This window comes from Micromonospora sp. NPDC003241 (assembly GCF_053589795.1).
This window is the reverse complement of sequence record NZ_JBSFSO010000014.1, coordinates 14,950-32,753: the sequence shown is the minus strand read 5'-3', so window position 1 is coordinate 32,753 and position 17,804 is coordinate 14,950. Positions and strand designations below refer to the sequence as shown.

Genomic DNA, 17,804 nt, shown 5'->3' with positions numbered 1-17,804 from the left:
TCATCTGACGCAGAAGAGCATCGACTGGGTCATTCTGCGTTCCGTACGGTTTCAACATGATCAACAAGGCAGTGCGGGCCCCGGACGCCACCGAGCCCCGGCACGATCGTCGTCACCGGATGCGGGCTCTGCAGTTCGACCGCTTCGGATCCCCCGACGTCCTCGTGCTCCGCGACGTCACCACACCCGCACCGGGCACCGGCCAGATCCGGATCGCGGTGCGGGCGTGCGGTTTGAATCCCGCCGACTGGGCGATCGTCGCCGGCCTCTTCGCCGACCAACTGCCGCCACCGCCGCGCGGCCTCGGACTCGAGGTCTCCGGTGTCGTCGACGCGGTCGGCCAGGGCGTCACCGACATCGAGGTCGGCGACCGGGTGTTCGGACCGGCGCCCTACGACGGCCCGACGGCCGGCGCCGCCGAGTACGCGCTGATGACCACATGGGCACGCCTTCCCGACGGTGTCGCCGACGAGCAGGCCGCCGCGCTGCCGATGGCCGCCGACACGGCGTGGCACGCCCTCGACGACCTCGGCGTCCAGCCGGGTGAGCTGCTGCTGGTGCACGGTGCGGGCTCCACTGTCGGCGAGGCGGCGGTGCGCCTCGCTCTGCACCGCGGCGTCCGGGTGATTGCCACCTCCGGATCGGCCAAGGCCGCCACCTTACGGCAGGCCGGCGCTACCGTGACCGGCTATGGCGAAGGCATGAGCGAGCGGGTCGCCACCCTGGCCGCCGGCCGCATCGACCGGGCTCTGGACACCACCCCGATCGCTGGCCGGGCCGACCGCCCCGGCCAGACCAGCCCGTCCGGTAGTTCGCTGCCGACCCTGATCGACCTGACCGGCAACCCCGACCGGGTCCTGACCATCTCGGACTTCGCCGTTGCGGCTGAACTCGGTACCCGGATCACGTATATCGACATGCGCTTCGACCTACTGAACGAGATCGCCCGGCTGGCCGGCAGCGGTGTCCTGACCGTCACGATCGCCCGCACCTTCCCCCTCGATGCCATCCAGGAGGCCGCCGAACTCAGCTGCTCCGGGCGGCCCGGCGGCAAACTCATCCTGCTCCCGTAATCATCGCCCAGTCTGCTCACGGCGAACGTCGGCGAGATCACGGCGAACGAGATCGGCACCCGACCGCCCTCAACGATCTGCGGTGCCAATGCGGGCCAGGTGCCGTTCCCAAGGCGTCCACAGGGCGCCATCGGGTCCGAGAGCGATGCCGTGCGGCTCGGAGTGCGGGGCAGGGCCCGACAAAGTCGTGACGGTGTCTAACTTGCAGGGCTTGGAGTAGAAGCGCCGTTGTTGCTCGCAGCAAGACGGGCATGACTCGTTCGGAAGATCATCAAGGTTCTCTACGCCATGGTGATCGCCCGAAGTGAGTCATGCCCGCGCTGCCATCATCGCTGATTTCGCCTCTGTCCCACGCACCGGCTCTGACCGTGCCGGAAACCGCTGGTGGGCCGCCGGCGGCGCCCGTCGACCTACCCGAGCCACGAGCCGGGCGAGGTGTCCGGCACCGGTTGACAGTCGTGGTCACCGCAGCGGTGTGTGCCGTGGTCGCTGGCTACCGCTCGTACGCCGCGATCGCCAAGTGGGTCGCCGATGTTCCGGCCGAGACGGCTCTCGCCCCGGGCATGGCTGCGGATCGGCGCCCCACCGGAGGCGATGATCCGCCGACTGTTGCAGGCCATGGACCTGCAATTGCTGACCGCGGCGGTCAGTGTCTGGCTCGCCGGGCCACCGCCACCACGGCAACGGCCGGCCGGGCGATCGCCGTCGACGGGAAGACCCTGCGCGGCTCCCGCACCACCGACACGGCCACCCGGCACGTGATGACCGCCTGCGACCAGGCTACCGGTGTGGTCTTGGCCGGCATCGACGCCGATGGCAAGACCAACGAGATCACCCCGGTTCGTGCCGCTGCTCGACCAGATCAGCGACCTGCGCGACGCCGTGATTACCGTCGACGCCCTGCACTGCCAACGCGAGCACGTCACCTACCTCGCCGAACGCGGGGCGCACTGGATCCTGACCGCCAAAGGCAACCAACCCCACCTACACGCGCAGCTCACCGCGCTGCCCTGGCGGGCAGTCCCGGCTGGGACGTTTTGTCACATGCGCCCGATATTGTCGCCGCGCATCCACGTCCCCACCGACGCCCGCTCACGGAGGTCAACCCATGACTGGTTCCACGCTCGACACCGTCTCTGCCGATGAGGCCCGCGCCCGGCTCGCCGACCGACTCCTCGCTGACCGGTGGATCACCTCGCCGGCGGTGGGGACGGCGTTTCGCCGGGTGCCGCGACATCTGTTCGCGACCGACGGCGTCAGCATCGACGCCGCGTACGCCGACGACGTCGTCATCACCAGACGCGGCCCGGACGGACGCGCGACGAGTTCGATCTCCGCGCCCTGGCTACAGGCGTACATGCTGGAGCAAGCCAGGCTGCGGCCCGACGCCCGGGTCCTTGAAGTCGGCTCCGGCGGCTACAACGCCGCACTGATCGCCGACATCGTCGGCCCCGACGGCACGGTCGTCACCGTCGACATCGACGCCGACGTCACCGACCGTGCCCGTACCGGCTTGGACCGTGCCGGCTACCGGCAGGTGACGGTGGTACACGGCGACGGCGAGTACGGACACCAGCCCCGCGCCCCGTATACCGCCATCATCGTCACCGTGGAGACACCGGACCTGCCACCGGCCTGGATCGACCAGCTCGCCCCCGCCGGTGTTCTCATCGTGCCGCTGCGGATACGCGGCATGACCCGGTGCCTCACTCTGCGGCGCCACGAGGATCACCTTCTCGCCACCGCGGCACTGCAGTGCGGGTTCGTACCGATGCAGGGCGACGGACGCCACCCCACCCGCCGTCTGGTCTTGCGCGGCGACGACATCGTCGTGGCTCTGGACGACACCACCACCGAGGTGAACCCGGCCGCACTCGCCGCAGCCCTGCACTCGCCGCGGCGGGAAGCATGGTCGCCGGTCACCATCACCATGCAGGAAGGCTCTTCTTTCGAGTCGCTGCACCTGTGGCTGGCGAGCCAGCCCCGACCCTTCGGCGCTCTCGCCGTAGACCGCGAGCGCGCCGCCGGCCTGGTCGACCCCCAAGACCGGTTCGTCTGCCCGACACTGCTGACCGCCAACAGCTTCGCCTACCTCGCGATGCGCAAGCGCGACGACACCACCTGGCAGTTCGGCGTCCACGGCTTCGGACCCGATGCCGACACCCTCACCGCCGACATGCTCGACCTCATCACGATCTGGGAAAACAACCACCGGCATAGCCCCGGCCCGACAATCACCGTGCACCCCAACGGCACACACCCGCCCAAACCTGACGGACCTCAGCTACTCGTAACCCGGCGGCACGCCACGATCGCCGTCAACTGGCCCGCCTCGGGGGAGCCGCGATGACCCCCGATCCGTCGCGTATTGAACGGTTCTCCCCACAGTTCCCGACGCTCGTGATCGTGAGCGGCAACTCGGCAAGCGGAAAGACGACGGCAGCCCGGGAAGCGAGACGCCGCTACGGGCGCGGCTGCGCCCTTCTCGAACAGGACTACCTGCGCCGAACCCTGCTCCGGGAACACGACAGCGCCCACATCCAGCCGGTCGCCCCGACCTTCATCACCGCGACCGCCCGCAGCGCCCTCGATCTCGGCTATCACGTCATTCTCGAAGGCATCCTGCACACCGAACGCTACGCCACCGTCCTACACCACCTCATCGACAGTCATCCCGGACCGGTCGCCGTGTTCTACCTGGACGTCTCATTCAACGAAACCCTCCACCGCCACCTCAACCGGGCCGAGCCCATCCCCGTAACCCCCGACGAGATGCGCCGCTGGTACACCCACTGCGACCTGCTCGGCGTCCCCGGCGAAACCGTCATCGGCGAAACCAGCACCTTCGAACAAACAGTCACCACCATCCTGCACGCCAGCGGCCTCACCGCCGTGACACCGCACACGCCGTGCCCACGGCGTTGCCAGCACTGCGCCCGCGAATCCGACCGGACCGCTACCGTCACCGCAGCGGGCTTGGTGAAACATCGTGCGGACGCACGCTGGACCGCAACAACTCGCCTTGACGGCGGACACCTCCAGTCGCCGACCGAAGACCGGGTGCCATAGACACCCGGGCAGAAGAGTCGAGCACTTACGAGAATGCCGATATTGACATAACCACAGGAGGGAATGAACACTTGCTTCCCTGCCGCACTCCCGAGAAATGCAACCATCAGCCGATTAGTCGATGCACACAATTGCTGACTAATCTGACATGCAGCATTGCCAGACTCCACACCCGTCGATACGTTTCACCTCCTGCCAATATCGAGGAGGAGGAGCTATGCGCAGAGGCGTCGAGTGGGACTGACCGCAGCCGAAAGCTGATACTGTGACACTCCTCAAGCGAGAGTGGACCTACAACCACGGGGGTCTAGTCCATGTCGCTGCGGCGTGACAACGTGCCGATGATCCTTTTCACGACGGCAGGCGTCACGGTAGCGGGGGCCTGCCTCGCTTGGGCGATCCCGAATCTTGGATCACCACCACCTGACCAGCAGATATACCTGTGGCTGTGTGCCGCACTCATCGCTGTAGGTACGGCCTTCTCGCTGCGCCTGCCCAGGACGTCCATGCGCGTGACATTCACGGCCATGGCGATCCTTGTCTGCGCCTCGGCCGTGCCCGCGCCGTGGGTGATCGTGTGTACGGCGGTGGGCGTGAGCGTGGCCAGGTTGGTGTCCCGCCGGCCGAGCTCAGCTTGGATGCACAAGCTCGTGCACAACACCGCTATGGACGTCATCGCGGCGGCGCTGGCTGCCGGAGTGATGATCGCCCTCAACGTCCGGCCGATCCTCGGACAGTCTGTGTCGGATTCGCCCATCACGAACGGCTTGGCTGCCTTTGTGATCGCAGCCGTTGCGGTGGTGGGGTTCGGGGACCTGGTGACCGCGGTCGCGGTCACGCTCTCGACCAGGCGGCCCTTCGGTGTCGCGCTGCGAGGGCTGTGGCTGACACGCTTATCCGTCGCTACGGCTGAGGTCGTAATCGCAGGTGTGATCACGATGGCCACAAGTCTGGATGCACGGGTGCTTGTGGGGCTGCCCGTGGTGATGCTCGTGGTGCATCTCTTGTTGGCCTACCGCCTGAGAGTCTCCGAGGAGCGCCAGACGTGGGGCCGGTTGGCTGCGCTCAGCGATGCGATGAGCTCGCGTGATCTCGGTCAGGTACTGCAGACCGGCGCCGGTGGCGCGGTGGGGCTGTTTGGCGTCCAGGCGGTGGACATCGAGGTGTCGCCGCGGGGACGTCTGGTTCGCGCAAGCCAGCGCGGCGGCATTGCCCACCTGGTGTACGACGGACCCGCCGATGACGCGCCCGAGATGCATGGGGCGCGGCACGCCCTGCCGTTCGGCGTCAGCAGCGACTCCGACGGGATCCGGGGAGTCCTGGCGCTCCATCTCGACGGGTCAGGTAGGTCGTTGTCGGCGCGAGAGGAGGTCACCCTGAGGAGCTTCGCTGCAACGTTGTCGTCCAGCCTCGATCTGGCGCACGCCTACACACTGCTCGCTCGGGAGGCACGCCGCCACGAGGTCGACGCCCGCCACGACGTCGAAACAGGACTATTCAACCGTGCCGGGCTACTGGCTCACCTTCGTCAGGAGTTCGACGAGTCCGGCCACTCCGCTCACGCCGTGCTCATCCGGCTGGACAACTACGTGTTCCTGGCCGACTCCGTGGGCAGGGACCGTGCCCTGCGCCTGCTGGAAGTCCTCGTCGAACGCCTGCGGCTGGCGTCACCTGAGGGGACCACGCTCGCTCGTGTCGGCGACGTCACGCTCGCGATGGTGATGCCACACGTGTCCGTCGGTGTCGCCTATCAACGATCATGCTGGGCAGTCGCGGCGTTGCGCCGTGAGATAGGGATCGACGGCCGCCGGCTCATCGTGCGGGTGAGCGCGGGGATGACGTCTGGCCACCCAAGCTCGGATCTCCTCGACGCAGCTGAGCGCGTCCTGTGGCGGGCCAGTCAGCAGGGCGAGGATCGCCTGGTGTCCTATCAGGTGGGCCCGGTGCGGGAATGGTCACTCGCCCGCGAGCTGAACAGCTCTCGGCTCTCGATGGCCTTCGTGCCGATCGTGGAACTGGTCAGCGGCAGGATCGTGATGATGCAGGCCGTACCACGCTGGCTCTACTCACACAACGAGGTGCTCACATCGGACGAGTATGCTTACCAGCTCATCGATGGTACCGACGGTAGCCTCGATACTCTGGCTCGGCGGTTGGTGGCGGAGTCGCTTGCCGCAGCGGCGGTATGGCGTGAGGTCCTGCCGGATGTGGCCCTGGTGGTGCCTATTCCCTCCGCCGCACTCAGTCAGCCTTTCGTAGAGGCCGTTCGCGACCTACTTGGCAGGCACCGTGTTCCAGGGCGATCGTTGGTGCTGGCGCTCGGAGCGCCGCCGGATGCGGCAGCCTGTGAGGCCACGGAGTGGATCAGGCAGTTCGGGGTACGGCTGCTCCTGAACGATTTCGGCAGCGGGCACGTGGGGCTGGAGACGCTGGCAGCAGCTGAGTGGAGCATGCTGCGGGTGGATCCCGCCTACGCACTGGATCCGGGATGGCAGCCAGCGGGGTCGGTGGTGCGCGCGGCGGTGGATCTCGCTACAGATCTGGATCTGACAGTCGTCGCGCCCGGTATTCGCACGGAGAAGGAACGGCGCGAGCTCGCTGGTCTCGGGTGTGCTCTAGGCAGCGGTCCGCTTCTGGGGGGCGAGATGTTCCCCACCCAGGTCCGTGATCACGCTGCCCTCTGGCAGCCCACGGCGTTGAGTGGTGGAGCGAAGGTTGTGCAACTTCACCGGGCCCGCCGAGCAGCATCCTCAGGAAACTGAACCCGGGAGGCCACCTCTCTTCGGCTCGTGTTGGGCGCTGTGCGTACTTACCTCGGCGTCGGCGGCGGCCAGCGTCGGGATCCACCGGGCGATTTCGGCCATGACTAGTGGTGAGTCGTGCAAGGCACAGGCCATGCGAGCGAGGCGTCGGGCTTCAGACGACACGTCGTGCCGTGTGTCCAGCGCAGGCGCGCCGCCAGCCATGGGGGGCTGCGAGGTACGGCGGTGACGCAACGCGACGGCGATGGTGGCGGCATCGGCCACAGCCGTCACTGCCTCCGGGCCGAGTCCGTGGCGGCGAGCACGCTGACTGGCACTGTCATGCACGCGTGGACTACACCACGGCTGGAGGAGCCTCAACACCTCCAGCACCTCGATGACCGTTCGATGGCGTTGCCGTCCAGTGCTGATCTCCGTTGGGGCGGGGACAGCAGTGCTGGTACTGACGATTGCGGCATCGGGAATGCCGTCTCGCAGGGTCGTCCACAGTTGCAACAGGTGCCAGTCGGCGCGACGATCGGCTAGCCAAGCCGGCCCGAGCCACGCCGGCGGCTTTACCGCGGCATCTCGCTGGAGTGCGGCAGGTGCGGCCCTTCCAGCTGACGTCAACCACCGGCTCAGCACGTCGGCTGCCGCCTCAGCCTCAGCCTCAACGGCCGGATCGATGTCGTCATGTAGCACGTCGCCGTCGTGATCCAGAACGAGATGTGCGACTTCGTGAAGAATGGTCTGCGTGCGGGTGAGCTCGGGAAGCGTGTCGTCGACGACGATGATGTCCTCCTGACGTCGCCGGATCAGAAGTCCCGGCGGAAGGTCTACGCCAAGTCGCAGTTCCTGGACTCGCAGGTCGCGTCCTCGCTCGCGCCCGATCGCTTCGCACCAAGCATCCGCGCGGTAAGGCGCCGCTGGGGAGGGGATGTTCGCCCGCCTCAGCCGACGCGACAGACGTGCCCGAGCCAGAAGCATGCACCCTCCCGACGCTGGAGCCGATATCCGGATCGAGCGTCAGAGTGTAACCATGAGGAACCTTTAGCGATACCCTCCGCCACACCCCGTAGGCATCCTAGGAGGATGCAGATAGGCGGTTCCACCGAGGGAAAGCCGCCGCCCTCGCCCCGGCCCGTTAGAACCTGAAATCAGCGGGGCGGTCCAGGTTAACCATCAGCCCGACGTGCGTATAGAAGTTCAACACACTGAACAGGAGGAATCCCAGCCCGGCGATTGACCAACTCCACCGGACGACCTTCCATGCGGCGTCAGCTCTCGCCGAGACAAGCCAAGGAAACGCAAGCGAACCAGCGGCCGATAACGCGTAGAGAGTGACGAAGAACGAGTTCTCGACGAGAGGGTAGTCGTTCAGCAGCCCGGTGATCGGCTCAGCAGCCGGCGCTGCGCCGATCAGCGTGAACCGCAAGATCGCTGCCGCGCATGAGACCAGGATGAGCCCCACCGCAAAGACGATCGGCGAGACGGCCCTGAACGCCCCGGTTGACAGGTGTCGACGCCGATGAACGTGGAGCCCCGCCCCGATGAGCAGTACCCCCAGCCAGAGGCAGGGCTCCCCGAAGACGAGGTTGACTGGCGGGTTGGCCGTCAAAGGGTGGGTGGTGGCCATTGCTCCACCAAGCCCAGTGAGGATGACGCCGAGCACCAGGAAGGTGGGCGCGTAGTCGGCGACTTCTTGAGACCGGTCAGGCGTCTCTGACGCACGAACCTGCGTCCAGAAGCGAACGACGGTGAGCATCGCCAGTCCAGCCGCCACACCCATACTCGTGTTGTACAGGATCATCATCGCCCTCAACTCAGTCAGATGCGTACACATGGCAAGAGATTCCAGACCGCATGGCGCCCAGCCAGGCAGCAGAACGCCCGAACTGCACCGATCAGACGGGTGCCGGGAATGGATCTCTACTCCCGCAGTCGCGACATGATTGACCGGACCACCTCAGTCATGCGGTCGACGAGGTCTGCGGGTAACTCCACATCGTCGAGAGCCGGGATGACGGCGACGGTGAGGTACAGGTTGCCATCGTGGGTCACGACGAACCTGCCGGTCTGGCTGCTCTCGTAGGTGTAGGCATCGCTGCCGAGGCCGACGATCTCATCCAGGACGCCGTCCGTCTGATGCACCAGACGCAGACTGTCGAAAATGTCCTGACCTGAGCCAGGGGCCCCGGTGGTGGCATTCACCTGGACGAAAGCACCCTCCGGCATTTCTCCCAAGGTGGTCGAGCACATTGCCTCGGTAATGCCCGCGACGTCATACGCCTGACCTTGATAGGCACCGGCTGCTCCCAGTGCCGCAATCAGGGGTGCGAGGTCCACGTGGGCGCAGAGGTCGTCCACCGTACGGTAGCGAGCGCCGGCAGAACGATCGTCGCCGGAGGCCTCCGACGACGCCACCGGTGAGGAAGGTTGCGGCTTGTCGGTGGGTGAGCAACCCGTCAACATCGTCGCCCCCGCCACCACTGCGGCTAGTACAAATCCGCTGCGGCGGCGGGCACCCAGGAATAGACCTTGAACGAGCCCGATGGCGGAGATGGTGGACCTCTTCCGGCTACCACTTCGGACGATCAGCACAGTCATGAGAGAAACCAATTCCGGGGGCGCACGGGAGACTACGGAGGATCACCCACAACCCTGCTCCCCCGTAACGGACCGTGGGTGAACCGAGCCCACCCCACCACGGCAGCGTCGATGCGACCTACCGATACGACTAGACCTAGCTCGATCCCACCCACCCTCCTTACCCCAGCAGCAGCTACCGTGAACTGCTGAGACTCTGTGATGCAAGCGCTACGGACACCTGAAGGTCACGAAGCCGCCGCACAATCAGCTAGGCTCGGCTCCACAAAGGAGACCGCACCAGCAAGGGACAGACCATATGAACCAAACAGGTCCACATAGCCTTGACACTGGCCGCGCCACCTACTCACGCATGTACGACTTCCTTCTCGGCGGCACACAGAACTTCGAATCCGATCGCGAGGCCGCCCGACAGCTCCTCCTCGCATTTCCCGAAGCGGCGGAGACAGCACGATCGAACCGCCTCTTTCTAGGCCGCGCGGTAAAAACATTGACTGACGCCGGAATCAAGCAATTCCTAGACCTAGGCTCCGGCATTCCCACGCAGGGAAACGTGCACGAAATCGCTCAGCTCATCGATCCGGCCATCCGCGTACTCTACGTTGACATCGACCCCGTCGCGGTCGTCGCCTCCAACCAACTCCTGGCAGGCAATCCCACCTGCCGCGCGATCGAGGCCGACTTCACCCAGCCCCGATGCATCCTCGACGCTCTCACCGATGGCGATCTCGCCACAGTCATCGACCTCGACCAACCCACCGCGGTGCTGTACTGCTCCGTACTCCAAGTAGTGCCCAACGACCGGATCAACGACGTCGTCGCGCCGATACGGGAGCAACTCGTGTCGGGCAGCGCGATGGTCATCTGTCACCCGAGCACTTCGGTCACTGACCAGCACGATGAATCCACCGTCTCGAAGGTGACAGACGTGTACCGCACCAAGGCAGCCACCGACATCGTGCTGCGCACCGATGCCGAGCTGACCGCCCTCTTCGGCGACTTCAGTCTCATCGAGCCAGGGCTGGTACCGGCTGACACCTGGCGGCCAGAGCTGGGCGAGCCAGACCCCTACGCCACCACGCCCGGCCGCTCACCAATGCGAGGCGCAGTGGGTCTCCGCCCCTAACTTGATCTTTAACCTGTGCGGCGTGGTCTCGGGTTATTCGAGGTCTTCGTTTTCTTGGTGTTGCTGTTCGGCTTATTGCTGGTGGCCGCTGTGACGATGTGGACGTCGTGGCGGGCTGCTCGGTGGCGGTTGGGGTGTCCGGGCGGTCGTCCGGGGCCTGGTCGGCTCGGTTTCGGCGCGGCGGCGGGGCAGCCGGCTTTGGTGCGTAGGTGCCGAAATGCGCGGCGGACGCGGGCGGGTGAGAGCCGTTCGGGGGGCGCTGGGCGTTCCCAGGGCCGGCGGACGTCGCCGACGGCGCCTCGGGCGAGGCGTAGCTGGGTGTAGGCGGTCAACACGAGCCAGGTCCAGCGGTCGGCGGCGTTCGGGTCGCGTAGTTTCGGGCTGGTCCAGCCGAGGGTCTGTTTGAGCATGCGGAAGGTGTGCTCGATGTCGAAGCGGCGCAGGAATGCCTGCCAGAGCAGGTCGACCTCGGCGGTGGTGGCGGCGGGTTGGGACCACCAGAGCCAGACCGGTTTCGCGGTGGCGCCGGAGGGCAGCCGGTCGACGGTCAGCAGGATCACGGTGCCCTCGATGATCGGCAGCGGGCCGTGCTGGGCGGTCCAGGCGGTGCGGTGGGTCAGCCGGGGGTGCAGCCGGCGCCAGGCCCGCGTGGTCGCGGTGCCGTAGAGACGGGTGTCGGTCGTCGTGGCGACGTCCGGGTCGCCCCAACTGGCAGAGTCGCCGAAGATGAACTCGCCGCCATGGCGTCGCGGGCGGCCGGTGGTGCCGGGCAGCCGGGGTGGCGCGGGTCGGCGCAGCACCCGGTCGGAACGCATCCGCACCAACACCTGCACTGGTAGATCAGCGAGGAGGAACGCCAGCCGGGGCCCGTCGTAACCGGCGTCCGCGACGATCCACACGTCCGGATCACCGGGCTGCCACTGCCCGGCAGCGATCAGCCGCTGCACCACGTCGCGCAGCTGGCCGGCGGTGACCGTGGCGGCGTCGTCGCCGGGCGCCAGCCTGCGGGCGTCCAACGGCGCGGTCCACGAGGTGCGCCCGGTCTCCAGGGCGGTGACGAACGAGTACGGCCAGCCCGGAACCCCGACGTGGGTGTCCTTGCCGCGCCCGTAGGTGTGGCACAGCACCCGCTGCGGGCAGGTGTGAGCTTCCGGCCGCAGCCAGCAGGTCACATCCACCGCCAGGACGATCCGCCCGTCCGCGGCCCGTGGCAGCGGCACCGCCGCGACCACGGTCCGCAGCCGCTCGATGTCGATCCGGCCGCGGTTCAACGCCGCATACAGCGAGCCGTGACCGCGGCGGTGCTCACCTACCAGCGACAACTCCACCAGCGACCGCACCGGCGCATCCCCGCACAACAGCGCGTCAGCCAGCTCGAACAACGCGTCCCGTCGAGCGGTCAGACAGGCGTGGAACTCGCGCCGGAACGCGGCCAGCCGCCCGACCTCGCCGGTCGTCCCGGCATCGTGCACACTGATCACCAGACAGCCCTTGGTTTGCGATCTTCTTCCCTAGACAAGAGGAATGATCGATCAAGGGCTGTCCCCACGATCAGCCGGGGTCGATGCCACCGCCCAACAGGTTAAAGATCAAGTTAGCGCGACGTGGGAGTGGGGCGGGGTTTCCACTCGCGGCAGTTCAGGCTGGCCAGGCAGCGGGGCGCCGAACGTAGAACGAACTCGGTGCCGGTGTGCGCTTGCAGCCGTACCTAGCCCTGCACTCGGAGCTGCACCCCGACACCCGGAGCTGCGGCGCATTGCGGTGCGCGAGACGGGCGACGAACTGGAGGCGCTGGCCCTGTTCCTTGGGCACGGCGGGCTGATTGGGGCAGTCGCCGTGGGATCGGATCCGGTTGGTCGCGTGGCGGCGCATGCCTCGGCTGGGTGCTCGGCTCCGACCCGACCGACAAGGGCCGAGACGTGTGGCGGTCGCTGCGCGCGGTCGCAATGGGCTCTCGGACCGAGATGCTGAAGCTGCTCGCCGCTCAGCAGGCCACCCGGAGCGGCACCACCGAGACGGTCGACGACGCACCCCAAGCCCCACGCGAGCGGCCACGCCCCGAGGTAGCCACCCTGCACGGCGCCCCACGATGCCGCCCACGCTACGGAGCCCAGCGGCCCGGCAGCCACGGAGCCGGCTGCTAACATCAGAATCTCTTCGGCCTCATGGCGTTCGCGGTGTGGGGTGAGGATTGTTGGTTGTTTCAGGCGACCGGGGGGTTGCCACTTCGTCCGCGGATGAAGTCCTCCGGTCGCTTCAACCGCCGGTTCGTCTTCGTCGCGGGCAGGGACAGGCATGGAGATCCGGAACATCGGTGGCCAACCGCACACCGACATCGCCGGGGCGGCCGAGTTCACCCGTCGGTCCGAGGCGACAGTTCGACTCAAGACCTCACCCAAGCAACGACAACAGGGCTCGGGCTGGCCCGCGCCGGTCAAGCTAGACAAGAAGTCATGGTTTCCCCTCGATGACTTGAAGCGCGTCCGCGACGTCCTCTTGCCGCAGATCGTCGAGTCCGCCAGAGCACGCGTTCATTACGTAGATCTCGTCGGCGACCCGGATGAACTGATCTCCGCCACCGAGTTTCGAAAGATCCTAGAGGTCAGCCAAGGGACATGGGATAGGTACGCCGACCTTAGCCGAGTGGCGTGGCGTCGCCACGAGGACGGCTACCTCCCGTTTTTCGATCATGAGGAACCGGCACCCGGGCCAGGCATGGTTCGTTACTGGAAGCGCCGTCGCGTGCAGGAGTGGATCAACCAAAGAGGCAGGAGCGATCCGCTGCCCGCGCAATGCGAGTGACAGCCGACAACTCCCCGGGGGCCCGCCCATCGCCGGTCCGCCTCCCCGACTGCTTGACGAGCCAACGGTGATCGCCCCGTCGCAGCTTCGTCCGCCAACGCCGTGCCCCAGCTTCCGCCAGCTGAAATCGGCCTGCGGCCGATGGCCCCCGGCCCGGTCAGCGTTCCGCCGCTGAACCGCAGCGCCTCGCCGGCGAGGCAGGCCCCGGGAAGGGGAAGGACAAAGCAGCGACCGATTCTCCCCAGCAACCTGCCCAAGGGCAACCATTCTTTGTGGTGGGGGGCAAGCCACACACCAGCTTGCCCCCCACCACAAAGAATGGTCGATCGCAGATCAGGCCGCCGGGAAGAATCTCTGAGCCACAGGAATGCGCAGGGCACGCCGCGTTCGACACGCGCAATGACCCGGAAGGCTCCCCGCTGCTCGCGCGCTACCACCTTCCACTAACAGAGATCCAGATCAGGTCACCCATCACCAAAGACCAGGGAATCCGGCTAGACACCCGAAGAGGCGTCATGTATCATTAAATACATGAGGAAGGGGCGGCAACCCCCGACCGAATAGCCAACAACCCAACCGAAGGAAACCGTCGTGAGTGACGCGATCAGCACCATTCCCCTGACCGCTCGACACGCCTCGCTGGCAGACCTGACTGACATCCTCAGTCAGCAGCAGGGATACAAGCTCGACATCGTCGCCGGAACCGGAATGTTGCGAGCCGAAGCCGGCAACCTGCGCATCACCGGCGCGGAGCCGGTCCTCACTGACACCGGCGTCACCGCCTCCGATGGGCTGTACCTGCCCACCGAACTCGGCGACGCTGGACTCGGCGAGAAGCTGGGAATCCCCACTGGCTACCTGCGGAAAACCCGTGCTCAGGCCCTGCACCTCTATGACGCCAACGTCAACGGCTGGCTCGATCTTCAGCACGGCAAGCGATACCTTGCCCGCTGCCTATCTAACGGCTACGGCGGCGGCATACTGCGCGCCTTCCTCAGCGACGGATACAAAATCATCGACCATCTCGATGTTCTGATGTCTGTGCTGTCCGGAATCCGTGAGTCCGGGCTGCGGGTGAACCTTGCGTGCGACCTAAGTGAACGGCGCATGGTCGTGCGAGTCCACTCCGAGGCGATCAAATCCCTCGCTCCGACGCTGCTGCGCAACTACCGCAGCCCATTTACCGGAGCGACCGGCGCGGACAACCCGGTTGTCTTCGCCGGTCTCGTCTTCACCAACAGCGAAACCGGCTCGGGCGCGATGACCATCACTCCGCGCATCGTCGTCCAGGTCTGCGACAACGGCGTCACTATCACCAAGGACGCCCTGCGCGCAGTTCACCTCGGCGCAAAGATGGACGAGGGCACGATCCGGTGGAGCAACGACACCCATGAGGCGAATCTCAGCCTCATCGGTAAGCAGGCCCGCGACGCCGTGCGCCGCTTCCTCGATGTCCGCTACGTCCGCCGCAAGATCGAGGAGATCGAGGAAAAGGCGGGCCGACGCATTCCCGACCCCGACCACACCATCCGAGTCGTCGGGCAGCGACTTCGCTTCACTGAGGACCAGCAGCGCCTGATCCTCAACCACTTCATCGACGGCGGGGACCGCACCGCCGGGGGCATGCTGCATGCGGTCACCAGCGCCGCGCAGACCATCAGTGACCCCGACGCCGCGTTCGACATGGAAAACGCCGGCATCCGCGCCATGGAGATCGCTGCCATGCTCTGACGCTGGTCGGGTGCCGCCGCCACAGCGGCACCCGACCCGCAGGGGTCCACACATGCACGTCTCGCCGATGCCACCGCCATCCGCGCTCGATCCTCGCGTGCCGCCTCGCGACGATCCCCTTCTACCGATGGAGCAACGATGCCCATGTTCATCGGGCTGCCTCACGGCGTATCGCTGCCGCGAAACCTCGCGGAGCCCGACGCACGACACCTCGTATCCGTTCTCGCCCGCACCTTCCAATGGACCGGACCCCTGTTCGGCCGCGCAGAGGTCGAGGCATACCTACAGGCCCAGGCAGACGACCCCGCCAGCCTGCCCAGCCCCGCCCTGACCGACGAGGACTGGCAGCGCGTACAGCAGACCGCCGCATGGAAGGGCCTCGCCGCCGACGCCCGCCGCGCAATCGCCACAGCGGACGTCATCGGTCAAGCCCTCCGGCAGGCTGGCTGCTGCTGCGCGCACTGCGACACCTCGATCTCCGGACCGCCAACCGCCAACTGGGGTCTGTGCCCCGTCTGCCTCAATCGGGCACACCTCGCTGATCTCCAGCTCCTGCCCTGTCCGGCGGGTGACGGTGCCAGGCCGCACCGTTGGAACGGCTACACCTGCACCGACTGCGCCATGCCGTCACCGCCCAACCGGCCACACCTCACCGCTCTTGCCACCGCCGCCTGACTGATCGAGCACCGTTCCTTGACAACTCCACAGCGATCCGCGCGAAGCCCGCCACTGCCGCTCTCGACAGCGGCCCCCACAAACCACCGGAGCGCTCTGGACGGCAGCCCCAGACGCGCCCCCGGCCAACCAACACCCACAATCCGAAGGGAGCACGAACCGTGCTTACGAAAACCGCACCCGTACCGCAGATCGACAGCGAGGCCCCAGACGATTCCTCGGAAGCCATCAGCCTTCCCGCAGCCGCTACGACCGACGCCCGCTCCCAGGGCACCGGCGACGACCAGGACATGCCCGAGCTGCCCGGTCGGCACTGCATGGTCGAGGTCGCCAACATCAAGCCGAACCCGGGTAACGCCCGCGACGACGCGCAGGCCCTGCCGGGCATCGTGCAGAACCTGCACCAGGACGGCGTTCGCGGCCTCCTCTCACCGCTCATCGTCACGCCGCTCGGGCTCGGCGACGACGGCCCGTACCTCATTATCGACGGCGAGCAGCGCTACTGGTCCGCCGTCGAGGCAGAGCAGAAGTGGATCCAGGTCATTGTCCGTGACGACCTGGCCGCCAACCGGGAACAGCTCATCAGCATGCTCCGGCAGGTCCACCGCACGGACCTCACCGCAGCCCAGCAGGCCCGAGGCATCCAGCAGCTCGCCCTCGACGGCATGGATGACGAGGACATCGCTCGGCACACCGGCTACCAGCCGGAGCAGATCAAGGCTGGACGGCAATTCGCCACCCTGGATAGGCGCTCTGCCGAGCGCACGCAGACCCTCGGGCTCGACCTCACCCATGTCGCCGTGCTCGCAGAGTTCGCCGACGAACCCGAATGTGTCGAAATGTTGCTGGACGAGGCCGAGAATGGGCCTTTCGCCTTCGCCCGCGCCGTCGAACAGTATCGCGGCAGGAGCGCCGCAATCGCAGCAGAGGCTGCCCGACGCGCCGAACTTGTCGACGCCGGGGTCACGCTGCTGACCGAGCACCCCCGTTACAACGATCCCAAGATCAAGGAGGTCAACGACCTACGCGACGCCGAGGGCCAACGCCTCGACGCCGAAGGGCACAGCGGCTGCCCCGGACACGCCGTGCGGCTGCTCCTCACCTATGACGACCGGCTGACGGAGACCTTCTACTGCACCGACTGGCACGCGCACGGCCACGCCGTGCCCGCCTACGCCGCGGCCCCCGCCCGCAGCGGTCCCATGACGGAGCAGGAGAAGGCCGAACGGCGAATGGTCATCGAGAACAACAAGGCCATGGAGATCGCCAACACCGTCCGCCGTGAATGGTTGACGACGTTCCTGACCGCCAAGACCCCGCCGAAGGGCACGGCGAAGCTGATCGCGGAGATGCTGGCCGACTCCGGATACATCCTCTCGACCTGGGTCAACGGCGGCCGGAAGATGCTCGACGAACTCCTCTCACCGGGCAAGGCCAAGCGGCCCGGCACCAAGCGCGTCCCCGCCCGAGGCGTCAGCGACGGCCGGTACTCAGTCATCTCCCTCGCCGCGATCGCCGCCGCCAACGAGAGCGGCATCACCCGATCCTCCTGGCGAGCACCCGACCCGGCGGTCGCCAAGTGGCTGCAGTGGTGCGTCTCCAACGGCTTCCAGGTCGGCGAGGTCGAACAGCTCATCATCGACTCCATCGCCAACCGCACGACGCAGCGCGCCGACCTCACCGTCGTCACGGCACCCGAGCCCGACGAACTGTTGGACGTACTCGACACCGACGCCGTCGACAACGGGAGTGAGCCCCGGCAGGCCGAGGGTAAGCCTGACCCGTCGGACCGCACCGAGGAACCTGCCGGGTCCGCGCCCGGGAACCTTCTCGCCGCCTGATACAGCCGGGCGGGGACCATACCAGGCCCCGCCCGGCACCCATGATCGCCTCAGGTTGCGCCTTCACCTCGTATCGAGGCCATCCGCTGAACCAGAACCTCGATCGCTGACGCCCCACTACTGGCAGCACCACAACAGC

The 17,804-nt window shown here is 66.8% G+C and carries 13 protein-coding genes and 2 pseudogenes; 11 read left to right on the top strand and 4 right to left on the bottom strand.

What is annotated here, in order from left to right:
* Nucleotides 1–56 precede the first annotated feature (56 nt).
* From ACWDVW_RS14095 to ACWDVW_RS14070, 6 genes and pseudogenes are all read left to right on the top strand, one after another.
* On the top strand, nt 57–1,073 hold the full coding sequence (locus ACWDVW_RS14095; RefSeq protein WP_449948149.1) for an NADP-dependent oxidoreductase: 1,017 nt from the start codon (nt 57–59) through the stop codon (nt 1,071–1,073).
* 311 nt (nt 1,074–1,384) lie between these two features.
* Nucleotides 1,385–1,552 (top strand): annotated as a pseudogene (locus tag ACWDVW_RS14090) (ISAs1 family transposase); the annotation flags it as partial.
* Between the two features lie 364 nt (nt 1,553–1,916).
* Nucleotides 1,917–2,219: a hypothetical protein gene (locus ACWDVW_RS14085; protein ID WP_449948374.1), complete on the top strand. Its 303-nt coding sequence runs from the start codon at nt 1,917–1,919 to the stop codon at nt 2,217–2,219.
* Nucleotides 2,182–3,423, top strand: coding sequence for a methyltransferase, FxLD system (gene fxlM / locus ACWDVW_RS14080; RefSeq protein ID WP_449948147.1), 1,242 nt, complete (start codon nt 2,182–2,184; stop codon nt 3,421–3,423). The genes ACWDVW_RS14085 and fxlM overlap by 38 nt, the downstream gene beginning before the upstream one ends.
* Nucleotides 3,420–3,989: pseudogene (locus ACWDVW_RS14075) on the top strand (AAA family ATPase); the annotation flags it as partial. The gene fxlM and the pseudogene ACWDVW_RS14075, both read left to right, overlap by 4 nt.
* A gap of 467 nt (nt 3,990–4,456) precedes the next feature.
* Complete coding sequence (locus ACWDVW_RS14070) at nt 4,457–6,904, top strand: EAL domain-containing protein (RefSeq protein ID WP_449948145.1); 2,448 nt, start codon at nt 4,457–4,459, stop codon at nt 6,902–6,904.
* On the opposite strand, the gene ACWDVW_RS14065 is transcribed toward ACWDVW_RS14070, so the two are convergent.
* From ACWDVW_RS14065 to ACWDVW_RS14055, 3 genes are all read right to left on the bottom strand, one after another.
* Complete coding sequence (locus tag ACWDVW_RS14065) at nt 6,893–7,870, bottom strand: DUF6545 domain-containing protein (protein ID WP_449948142.1); 978 nt, start codon at nt 7,868–7,870, stop codon at nt 6,893–6,895. The two genes, ACWDVW_RS14070 and ACWDVW_RS14065, sit on opposite strands and share 12 nt — an antisense overlap.
* Nucleotides 7,871–8,027: 157 nt before the next feature.
* Nucleotides 8,028–8,696: a DUF981 family protein gene (locus tag ACWDVW_RS14060; protein ID WP_449948140.1), complete on the bottom strand. Its 669-nt coding sequence runs from the start codon at nt 8,694–8,696 to the stop codon at nt 8,028–8,030.
* 116 nt (nt 8,697–8,812) lie between these two features.
* The gene (locus tag ACWDVW_RS14055) at nt 8,813–9,490 is read right to left on the bottom strand and encodes a hypothetical protein (protein WP_449948137.1); all 678 of its coding nucleotides are present in this window, start codon (nt 9,488–9,490) and stop codon (nt 8,813–8,815) included.
* Nucleotides 9,491–9,788: 298 nt separating this feature from the next.
* On the opposite strand from ACWDVW_RS14055, the gene ACWDVW_RS14050 reads away from it, so the two are divergent.
* Complete coding sequence (locus tag ACWDVW_RS14050) at nt 9,789–10,616, top strand: SAM-dependent methyltransferase (RefSeq protein WP_449948135.1); 828 nt, start codon at nt 9,789–9,791, stop codon at nt 10,614–10,616.
* Between the two features lie 8 nt (nt 10,617–10,624).
* On the opposite strand, the gene ACWDVW_RS14045 is transcribed toward ACWDVW_RS14050, so the two are convergent.
* A complete protein-coding gene (locus ACWDVW_RS14045; RefSeq protein ID WP_449948132.1) occupies nt 10,625–12,097 on the bottom strand; it encodes an NF041680 family putative transposase in 1,473 nt (490 codons plus the stop codon).
* An 814-nt stretch (nt 12,098–12,911) separates the two neighbouring features.
* On the opposite strand from ACWDVW_RS14045, the gene ACWDVW_RS14040 reads away from it, so the two are divergent.
* From ACWDVW_RS14040 to ACWDVW_RS14025, 4 genes are all read left to right on the top strand, one after another.
* Nucleotides 12,912–13,418 (top strand): hypothetical protein, encoded by a 507-nt coding sequence (locus ACWDVW_RS14040; RefSeq protein ID WP_449948130.1) that lies wholly within the window; start codon nt 12,912–12,914, stop codon nt 13,416–13,418.
* Between the two features lie 591 nt (nt 13,419–14,009).
* Nucleotides 14,010–15,149, top strand: a complete 1,140-nt coding sequence (locus ACWDVW_RS14035; RefSeq protein WP_449948127.1) for a DUF932 domain-containing protein — start codon at nt 14,010–14,012, stop codon at nt 15,147–15,149.
* Nucleotides 15,150–15,287: 138 nt separating this feature from the next.
* The gene (locus ACWDVW_RS14030; protein WP_449948124.1) at nt 15,288–15,824 is read left to right on the top strand and encodes a hypothetical protein; all 537 of its coding nucleotides are present in this window, start codon (nt 15,288–15,290) and stop codon (nt 15,822–15,824) included.
* 317 nt (nt 15,825–16,141) lie between these two features.
* Nucleotides 16,142–17,665, top strand: coding sequence for a ParB/RepB/Spo0J family partition protein (locus tag ACWDVW_RS14025; RefSeq protein ID WP_449948122.1), 1,524 nt, complete (start codon nt 16,142–16,144; stop codon nt 17,663–17,665).
* The last annotated feature ends 139 nt before the right edge of the window (nt 17,666–17,804 follow it).

Coding starts and splice junctions, on each gene's coding strand:
- ACWDVW_RS14095 (WP_449948149.1), top strand. CDS start 57: ATGATCAACAAGGCAGTGCGGGCCCCGGACGCCACCGAGCCCCGGCAC.
- fxlM (WP_449948147.1), top strand. CDS start 2,182: ATGACTGGTTCCACGCTCGACACCGTCTCTGCCGATGAGGCCCGCGCC.
- ACWDVW_RS14070 (WP_449948145.1), top strand. CDS start 4,457: ATGTCGCTGCGGCGTGACAACGTGCCGATGATCCTTTTCACGACGGCA.
- ACWDVW_RS14065 (WP_449948142.1), bottom strand. CDS start 7,870: ATGCTTCTGGCTCGGGCACGTCTGTCGCGTCGGCTGAGGCGGGCGAAC.
- ACWDVW_RS14060 (WP_449948140.1), bottom strand. CDS start 8,696: ATGATGATCCTGTACAACACGAGTATGGGTGTGGCGGCTGGACTGGCG.
- ACWDVW_RS14055 (WP_449948137.1), bottom strand. CDS start 9,490: ATGACTGTGCTGATCGTCCGAAGTGGTAGCCGGAAGAGGTCCACCATC.
- ACWDVW_RS14050 (WP_449948135.1), top strand. CDS start 9,789: ATGAACCAAACAGGTCCACATAGCCTTGACACTGGCCGCGCCACCTAC.
- ACWDVW_RS14040 (WP_449948130.1), top strand. CDS start 12,912: ATGGAGATCCGGAACATCGGTGGCCAACCGCACACCGACATCGCCGGG.
- ACWDVW_RS14030 (WP_449948124.1), top strand. CDS start 15,288: ATGCCCATGTTCATCGGGCTGCCTCACGGCGTATCGCTGCCGCGAAAC.
- ACWDVW_RS14025 (WP_449948122.1), top strand. CDS start 16,142: ATGGTCGAGGTCGCCAACATCAAGCCGAACCCGGGTAACGCCCGCGAC.